The 7,891-nt window shown below is 58.5% G+C and carries 10 protein-coding genes and 4 tRNA genes; all 14 read right to left on the bottom strand.

All coding sequences use genetic code 11. The annotated features are described in order from the left end of the window. Nucleotides 1–27 precede the first annotated feature (27 nt). The 14 genes from BN1136_RS04615 to cydB all read right to left on the bottom strand — a co-directional run bounded on the left by BN1136_RS04615 (nucleotide 28) and on the right by cydB (nucleotide 7,891). Nucleotides 28–103 (bottom strand) — tRNA-Val (locus tag BN1136_RS04615). 22 nt (nucleotides 104–125) lie between these two features. Further along, nucleotides 126–201 (bottom strand) — tRNA-Lys (locus BN1136_RS04610). A 47-nt stretch (nucleotides 202–248) separates the two neighbouring features. After that, nucleotides 249–324, bottom strand: a tRNA-Val gene (locus BN1136_RS04605). Between the two features lie 31 nt (nucleotides 325–355). Beyond that, nucleotides 356–431: transfer RNA gene (locus BN1136_RS04600), tRNA-Lys, on the bottom strand. A 174-nt stretch (nucleotides 432–605) separates the two neighbouring features. Further along, nucleotides 606–1,409 (bottom strand): tol-pal system protein YbgF, encoded by an 804-nt coding sequence (ybgF, locus tag BN1136_RS04595; protein WP_043757933.1) that lies wholly within the window; start codon nucleotides 1,407–1,409, stop codon nucleotides 606–608. Nucleotides 1,410–1,421: 12 nt separating this feature from the next. Beyond that, entirely contained in the window at nucleotides 1,422–1,946 is a 525-nt protein-coding gene (pal, locus tag BN1136_RS04590) for a peptidoglycan-associated lipoprotein Pal (protein ID WP_043155712.1), read from the bottom strand. Nucleotides 1,947–1,996: 50 nt separating this feature from the next. Beyond that, a complete protein-coding gene (gene tolB / locus BN1136_RS04585) occupies nucleotides 1,997–3,322 on the bottom strand; it encodes a Tol-Pal system beta propeller repeat protein TolB (RefSeq protein ID WP_043757930.1) in 1,326 nt (441 codons plus the stop codon). 92 nt (nucleotides 3,323–3,414) lie between these two features. Further along, the gene (gene tolA / locus BN1136_RS04580) at nucleotides 3,415–4,548 is read right to left on the bottom strand and encodes a cell envelope integrity protein TolA (RefSeq protein ID WP_043155714.1); all 1,134 of its coding nucleotides are present in this window, start codon (nucleotides 4,546–4,548) and stop codon (nucleotides 3,415–3,417) included. Nucleotides 4,549–4,553: 5 nt separating this feature from the next. Further along, nucleotides 4,554–5,000: a protein TolR gene (gene tolR / locus BN1136_RS04575; protein WP_043155715.1), complete on the bottom strand. Its 447-nt coding sequence runs from the start codon at nucleotides 4,998–5,000 to the stop codon at nucleotides 4,554–4,556. After that, entirely contained in the window at nucleotides 5,000–5,686 is a 687-nt protein-coding gene (tolQ, locus tag BN1136_RS04570; protein WP_043155716.1) for a protein TolQ, read from the bottom strand. The genes tolR and tolQ overlap by 1 nt, the downstream gene beginning before the upstream one ends. Then, the gene (ybgC, locus tag BN1136_RS04565; RefSeq protein WP_043155718.1) at nucleotides 5,676–6,083 is read right to left on the bottom strand and encodes a tol-pal system-associated acyl-CoA thioesterase; all 408 of its coding nucleotides are present in this window, start codon (nucleotides 6,081–6,083) and stop codon (nucleotides 5,676–5,678) included. Before ybgC ends, tolQ begins: the two co-directional genes overlap by 11 nt. A gap of 241 nt (nucleotides 6,084–6,324) precedes the next feature. Then, nucleotides 6,325–6,570, bottom strand: coding sequence for a cyd operon YbgE family protein (locus tag BN1136_RS04560; RefSeq protein WP_197068422.1), 246 nt, complete (start codon nucleotides 6,568–6,570; stop codon nucleotides 6,325–6,327). A gap of 52 nt (nucleotides 6,571–6,622) precedes the next feature. Further along, the gene (gene cydX / locus BN1136_RS19660) at nucleotides 6,623–6,739 is read right to left on the bottom strand and encodes a cytochrome bd-I oxidase subunit CydX (RefSeq protein WP_005331536.1); all 117 of its coding nucleotides are present in this window, start codon (nucleotides 6,737–6,739) and stop codon (nucleotides 6,623–6,625) included. A 15-nt stretch (nucleotides 6,740–6,754) separates the two neighbouring features. Then, complete coding sequence (gene cydB, locus BN1136_RS04550) at nucleotides 6,755–7,891, bottom strand: cytochrome d ubiquinol oxidase subunit II (protein WP_043155722.1); 1,137 nt, start codon at nucleotides 7,889–7,891, stop codon at nucleotides 6,755–6,757.

Here is a 7,891-nt window from a genome sequence, read left to right as displayed (position 1 = left end):
CGACCCATCTAAATCATTTTTTAAACATGGTGGTCGTTACTGGGCTCGAACCAGTGACCCCCTCCTTGTAAGGGAGGTGCTCTCCCAGCTGAGCTAAACGACCTGGGATTCTGTATGGTCAAGAGTGGTGGGTCGTGTAGGGTTCGAACCTACGACCAATTGATTAAGAGTCAACTGCTCTACCGACTGAGCTAACGACCCACATCCTGAACCTGTCGCCACCCGCCCAAGCAGGCAACGTTAAAATATGGTGGTCGTTACTGGGCTCGAACCAGTGACCCCCTCCTTGTAAGGGAGGTGCTCTCCCAGCTGAGCTAAACGACCTGGGAATTCTGTCTCCACGTGATGGAGAAAATGGTGGGTCGTGCTGGATTCGAACCAGCGACCAATTGATTAAAAGTCAACTGCTCTACCGACTGAGCTAACGACCCTCACCACGACCAAGACCGATTGCACTGCTGCAGCGGCTCTGACGGCGGCCTATATTACGGATTTATCATCCTGGCGCAATAGAAAAATCTTAAATTAAATCTGTTTGTTCACTGCGCATACAAAGCGAGACTGTATTTACAAGACTGTTACGAAAACAGTGACATGCAGCAATGTTACAGCTTGCCGAGGCTCTGCTTGGCCAACTGGGCCGGCGAGGTGTTGGGGTAGCCCTTGATCACCTGCTCGTAAAACGCCTTTGCCTCCGCCTTCTTGCCGTCAAGCTGTGCCAGCATGCCGAGCTTCAGCAGGGCATCGGCCCGCTTGGGCGACTTGCTGTACTTGTTCGCCACGGTGGAGAACTGACTCGCCGCACCAGTCCTGTCACCCTTGTTGAACATCAGCTGGCCGAGCCAGTAATGGGCATTGGGGACATAGCTGGAACTCGGGAATTGCTTGATGAACCCTTCGAAGGCAGGAATAGCCTTGTCGTAGTTCTTCTCCTTGAGCACCAGGTTCACGGCTGCATCATAGGCCTGGTTCTCGTCCTGGTTGGTCGAGTAGTTGGCGGCAGCGGCAGGGGGCGCAGCGGCGGCGGCAGGTGCGGCCGGGGCAGCGGCAGGCTGGCTGTTGGCCACCTTGTCGAGCTCCTGATAGAGCTGACGCTGACGCTCTTGCGACTGCTCCATCTGGTAGGTCTGCTGTTCCAGCTGACCACGCAGCTCGGAGACCTCCCCTTGCAGGGAATCCACCTGTTGTTGCAACTCGGCCTGCAGGCGCAGACGGGCGTTGAGCGTACGCTCCAGCAGCGCCACCCTGTCTTCCAGACTGCCTGTCGGCACGATGGCGCCGTTGTTGCCGCTCAGCACGACGGCACTGCCAGAGTCGCCGCTCAGATCGCTGACCGGTGCGGCAGCATGGGCACTGGCTGCAAATAAAACGGCCATCGAAATGGCCGCTTGCTTATACACGAATGTCATTCGGTTCAAACCTTAGTAAACCAGGACCGCGCGGCGGTTTTTGGCAAAGGCTTCCTCGGTGTGGGACAGATCCAGCGGCTTCTCTTCGCCATAGCTGACGATGGAGAGCTGCTCGGCCTGCACACCCAGGGTTTGCAGATACTTGGCAACAGCCTTGGCACGACGCTCGCCCAGTGCGATGTTGTATTCCGGAGTGCCGCGCTCATCCGCGTGGCCTTCGATCAGTACCTTGACGCTCGGACGCTCACGCAGGTAGCTGGCATGGGCATCCAGCAGGTCGGCGTACTGACCCTGAATGTCGTAACCATCGTACGGGAAGAAGATCACGTTGTCGCGTTGCAGCGCTTCGAACTTCTGACGCATCTGCTCTTCCGGGGACAACATGCCGTTGGCGCCGCCGGTTTGTACACCGCCCATGCCGTCAGTCATGCCGGACTCGGCACCAGCGGCGTCGGAGTCGGAAGAGGAGCTACAGGCAGCCAGGGTGAACAGTGGCAGTGCGATGGCCAGACCCTTGAGCAGTTTATTGAGTTGCATGCTATTTCCTTAAACCTTTATAACAAAACAAAAAACAAGCGATTTTTTTATCAATTCAAGAAGGGCGACCAAGCTGGTGCACGAATTTCACCGCTACTGGTCGGAAGCACTGCCTTGAAGCGACCGTCGGTCGACACCAATGCAAGACTCTTACGACCCTGATAGATGGTGGCATAAATGATCATGCTGCCATTGGGAGCCACACTTGGCGATTCATCCAGAGCACTCTGAGTCAGTACCAACATGGCTCCATTTTCCATATCCTGGCGAGCGATGCGATATTGTCCCTGAACCCGGGTCACCATCACCATGGACTTGCCGTCCGGCGTGATGGATGCCCCCTGGTTGGAATCCCCTTCCCAGGTCATCCGGCGAGTGACGCCAGTCGCCAAATTTACGCTATAAATCTGAGGTTTGCCACCACGTTCAGAGGTGAACAGCAAAGTTTGACCGTCCGGCATCCAGGAGGGTTCGGTGTCGATGGTGCGGTTATTTGTGACTCGAGTGAGTTGCTTGCTAGCAACATCAACGACATAGAGATCAGGCTGCCCATCTTTGGACAGTACGATAGCCAAACGGCGACCATCCGGAGACCACTCCGGGGCTCCGTTGATGCCGCGGAAGCTGGTGATCAGGCTGCGCTGCTGGGAGTAGATGTCCTGCACGTAGATTTCGGACTTCTGGTTCTCGAAGCTCACGTAGGCCAGCTTGCTGCCATCCGGCGACCAGGCCGGGGACATCAGCGGCTCGCGGGAGCGCAGCAGGGTCTTCTCGTTGTAGCCATCGTAGTCCGAAATACGCAGCTGGTACGGGAACTGGGTCCCCTGCTGGACGGAGATATAGGCCAGGCGGGTCAGGAAGGCACCGCGCTCACCGGTCAGACGCTCATAGACGATGTCGGAGATGCGGTGGGCAAACTGGCGCATCTGGGCACCGGGGATGGTCGCCATGCGACTGTCCAGGATGTAGCCATTGCTCTCGCCGCCCTGGGTCTTGGCCAGCTGGCCCTTCAGCACGTCGACCAGCTCGAAGTTGATCTTGTAGGTGCCGTCACCCACGGCGGCGATGGAGCCGACCACCACCGCCTCGACGCCCTGAGAGGCCCAGGGAGCGAAGTTGATCTCACCGCTGGTGCTCGGGGTCTGCGGCATCTGGCTGCGGGACAGGGGCTTGAACTTGCCACTGCGCATCAGGTCATTGGAGACCACCTCGGCGATGTCCTGCGGCAGCTGACCATTGCCCTCCCACTTGAAGGGGGCGATGGCGATGGGGCGTGCACTGTCGATACCGCCGGTGATGACGATGTCCAAGGCCGCCTGAGCGCTCTGGCCTAGCAGAAGGCAGCCAACCAAAGCAAAAAACACTTTTCTTATCATGGCTTAGATACTCTGTTCCAAAAAAATGAGAGGTGAAATTCCTTTATCAGCAGATGCTGCCAACCACGGTCAATGACCCCGTTTTATCATGCTTAGATGTTCGGTTCTAACTTGAGGTTAAACTCCTTCAACATCTCGAACGCCGCCGGATCCTTCGGCACCGGCAACTGGTTGGCCTTGAGGACCGCCGCCTTGCCGGAACGACAAACTGCCGGGTCACCCTGACCGTTGTCCACCGAGATGACGAAACCACTACTGGCCAACTTGACACCAATGGTACAGGTTTTGCCCCGCATGGTGGGATCCAAAATCATGTAACGCTCGACGGTCGCCTTGATGAGTGCCGCATACTTGTCGACCTCACCCTTGGCGGCAGCAGATGCAGCCTGACTGCGCGCATTGGCTTCCGCCGCCAATTGCTGCTCCATCATGGCTTCCATCTCTTTTTGCAACTTGGCCTCCTCGGCCGCCTTGCGCTTGCGCTCCGCCTCTATCTTGGCCTTCTTCTCGGCCTCGGCCTTCGCTTTCTTCTCTGCGTCAGCTTTTGCCTTCTTGGCCGCCTCTTCCTTGGCCTTCTTCTCGGCCTCGGCCTTGGCTTTCTTCTCGGCTTCCGCCTTCGCTTTTTTCTCCGCTTCGGCCTTGGCCTTCTTCTCGGCTTCCGCCTTCTTGGCCTTGGCTTCTTCCGCCTTGGCCTTCTCTTCGGCCTGCTTCTTCTCCAGCTCTTTCTTTTTCTTCAGCGCCAGCGCCTTGGCCTCTTCCGCCGCCTTGCGATCGGCTTCGGCCTTCTTGGTCTTCTGCTCTTCGAGCTTGCGGGCTTCCTCGGCCTTCTGGGCCTTCTCTTCCGCCTGCTTCTGTTCAGCGACCTTCTTCTGTTTTTCGGTCTCGGCCTTGCGGGTCGCCTCTTCGGCTTCCTTGCGCTTGGTCTCGGCGATGCGCAGACGCTCCTGCTCCTGGGCCAGCTCACGCCGGGCCTGATCGGCGTCTTCCTTGTCCTTCTCCTTCTGCTGCTGAACAGCCTTGGGCTGCGCCTGCTTCTGCTGCTGGATTTGCTGCATCTGCTGTTCCAGCATTTCGCTGTCCATCATGACCGCATTGACGATCTGCCCCTTGGACTCGGGGCGTTTGGGCTTGCTGAAGTCGATGCCGACCAGCAGGATGATCCCGATGATAAGATGCAGCAGTAGCGACGCGACGAGATAACCGGAAATACCACGCTTCACATCCATCTCCGTCAGTTCACCGGATCCGTCATCAGACCAACCTGAGGCACGCCAGCATTCTTGAGGGCCACCATCAACAGGATCACCTCTTCGTAGCGTACGGACTTGTCACCGGCCACCACCACGGGGGCGTTCTGGTTGATGGCCAGATAACCCATGGCTTTCTCGGTGATGTATTGCTGCATCGCCTCGGGCGTCCCGCTCGGCACCGGCTCATCATCCGCCTCACCGGCCTTGATGACGTACTCCCCCTCGGTGTTCACGCTGACGATGAAGGGAGGCTTGGCATCCTCCGGCAACTGCTCGGACTCCGCCTGGGGCAGATCTACCTTGACCCCTTGCGTGATCACCGGCGTCACCGCCATGAAGATGATGAGCAGCACCAGCATGACGTCGATATAGGGCACCACGTTGATTTCGGCGACCTTCTTGCGCTTGAGCCGCTGATAGGTTTGCATTACTTCTCACCCTGCTGTGCGATTTGGCGGTTCAGTATGGTGGTGAACTCGTCCATGAAGTTGGCGTAGGCGTTTTCCAGCCGTTCGACCTTGTTGGTGAAGCGGTTGTAGAAGATGACGGCCGGGATGGCGGCGAACAGACCCATGGCGGTGGCGATCAGCGCCTCCGCGATGCCGGGGGCCACCATCTGCAGGGTCGCCTGCTGCACCTGACCCAGGGCGATAAAGGCGTTCATGATCCCCCAGACGGTACCGAACAGGCCGATGTAGGGGCTGATGGAGCCGATGGTCGCCAGTACCGGCAGGTTGGACTCCAGATCGTCCACCGCGCGGGACAGGGAGACGCGCATGGCACGATAGGTGCCGTCCATCACCGCATCCTGGCCACGGGCACCGGCCTTGAGCAGGCGGGCATACTCCTTGAAGCCGGAATAAAAGATGTCTTCCATGCCTTCGATGTCGTCACGACGGGAGGAGGACTCCTGGTAGAGACGGTTGAGGTCGACACCGGACCAGAATCTGTCTTCAAACTGTTCCGAGGAGAGATTCGCCGCCTTGATGACCTTGGAACGCTGGATGATCAGCGCCCAGGAGACGACCGACATGCCCATCAGGGTCATCATGACCAGTTTCACCAGCAGACTGGCTTGCCAGAACAGGCCAATAAACGAAATTTCAGCGTGCACTTAACAGCACTCCCTTGATTTTTTCAGGTATAGCAACAGGTTTCATTTGCGGATGGCTGACACAGGCTATCTGTACCATGGCCTGGGTGATCAGCCGTCCATCAGCCGCCAGGATCTGCTGTGAAAAACGCATGGAGGCGCGTTTCACTTCAGTCACTTGCGTCATTACGGTCAGCAGTTCGTTGAAGCGGGCTGCGGCGCGAAAGTCGATCTCGGTGCGACTCACCACGAAGGCGATCCCCTCCTGCAGCAGGACATCTTGTTCGATACCGCCGGCGCGCAAGAACTCGGTGCGGGCCCGTTCCATAAACTTGAGATAGTTGGCGTTGTAGACGATGCCTCCGGCGTCCGTGTCTTCGTAGTAGACACGTACCGGAAACTCAGAGACTTCCCCCATAAAAATCTGTGATCCATTCGACAGTCAGATGGGGGGCTATCATAGCGCAGGGCTGAATAGGAAAGAAGCAGGGGGAGACAGGGAAATCCCATCTCCCCCCGTTTTTTATGGCAGGAAATAACCCGTTCCCGAACAGAGTCCGCCGAACGTACCAGACGGGCTGAAGCCGGGATCAGAGCACCGCCCCCGAGGGGACGAAAAACAGGGGGAGGCAGCGAAACGCTGGCCTCCCCCTCTGCATTCATGGCAGGTAATAGCTGCTGGTCAGCCAGAGCCCGTACAACAGGCTCGGCAGGGCGAGCCAGGGGAAGAACAGCACGCGGCCGATGAGGCTGCGCGGATGGAACCCCAGGCCATGCATTACCCCGCAGCAGACCGCCCACATCAACCAGGGCGCGAGCCAGAGACCGTGGTCACTGGTGTTCGCCGCGACCAGGTTCGGTGCCTGCAAAATGGCGACGGCCAACAGGGTCGCCGCCAACAGCATCAGACCCTGCCATGGCTGGCGCTCCAGGGGAGCGGCCAGCCGGGCGAGCCTGTCACTTGTCTTCATCTATCTGACGATCCAGGTTCTCGGTATGCTCAAGCCAGAGCGCATTGATGATGCCAAATGCACAGGCCAGCAGCAGCCCCAGGATCCAGGTGAAATACCACATACTCAGGGCCCCTTCTTAGTAGAGCGATTGTTGGTTGTCTTCGATGTGCTTGTTACTCACCCGGCCAAACATCTTGATGTAGGTCCAGATGGTGTAAGCCAGCACGGTCGGTACGAAGACGACTGCGACTACCGTCATCACCTTGAGGGTGTTGAAGGAGGCGGTGGAATCCCACATGGTCAGGCTCTGGGACGGCTCCAGGCTCGAGGGCATCACGAACGGGAACATGGAGAAGCCCGCGGTCAGGATGATGCCGGCAATCGCCAGGGAGGAGAACAGGAACGCCACCCAGCCCTTGTCCAGCTTGGCCGCTACCGAGGTCAGCAGGCACATCACCAGACCCAGCACGGGAGCGGCGATCATCCAGGGATGGAGGTTGTAGTTCTGCATCCAGGCACCGGACTGCACCACGACTTCTTTATGAAGCGGGTTGGTGACCGCGTCGGTGGCGACGGAGCCCACGATCACATAGCCATCCATGCCGCTCACCCAGACGCCGGCCAGGGCGAACAGCACCAGGGTCAGCAGAGAGAAGATCATGGCGGCGGTGCGGGAACGGGCCAGCACTTCACCCTCGGTCTTCATCATCAGCCAGGTCGCGCCCTGGGTGATGATCATGAACAGACTCACCAGACCGGCCAGCAGGCCGAACGGATTGAGCAGGCCGAAGAAGTTGCCGTGATAGGTCATCATCAGGAACTGGTTGAAGCTGAACGGTACACCCTGCAGCAAGTTGCCAAACGCCACGCCGAAGATGACGGGAGGAATGGCGCTACCGGCAAACAAAGCCCAGTCCCAGTTGGAGCGCCACTTGGCGTCTTCCTGCAGGGAGCGGTACTTGAAGCCGACCGGACGGAAGAACAGCGCCATCAGGGTCAGGATCATGGCGATGTAGAAGCCGGAGAAGGCCGCCGCATAGACCATGGGCCAGGCCGCGAACAGGGCGCCGCCGGCGGTTACCAGCCAGACCTGGTTGCCTTCCCAGTGGGGCCCCATGGTGTTGAGCATCACCCGACGCTCCACATCCTTCTTGCCGACGAAGGGGAGCAGGGCGCCCACCCCCATATCGAAACCGTCGGTGATGGCAAACCCGATCAGCAGCACGCCGACCAGCACCCACCAGACCAGACGCAACATTTCGTAATCAAACAT

This window comes from Aeromonas taiwanensis, assembly GCF_000820165.1.
In the GTDB taxonomy this organism is placed as follows: domain Bacteria; phylum Pseudomonadota; class Gammaproteobacteria; order Enterobacterales; family Aeromonadaceae; genus Aeromonas; species Aeromonas taiwanensis.
The sequence above is the reverse complement of the archived record's forward strand: the minus strand, read 5'-3'. Positions and strand labels throughout refer to the sequence as shown.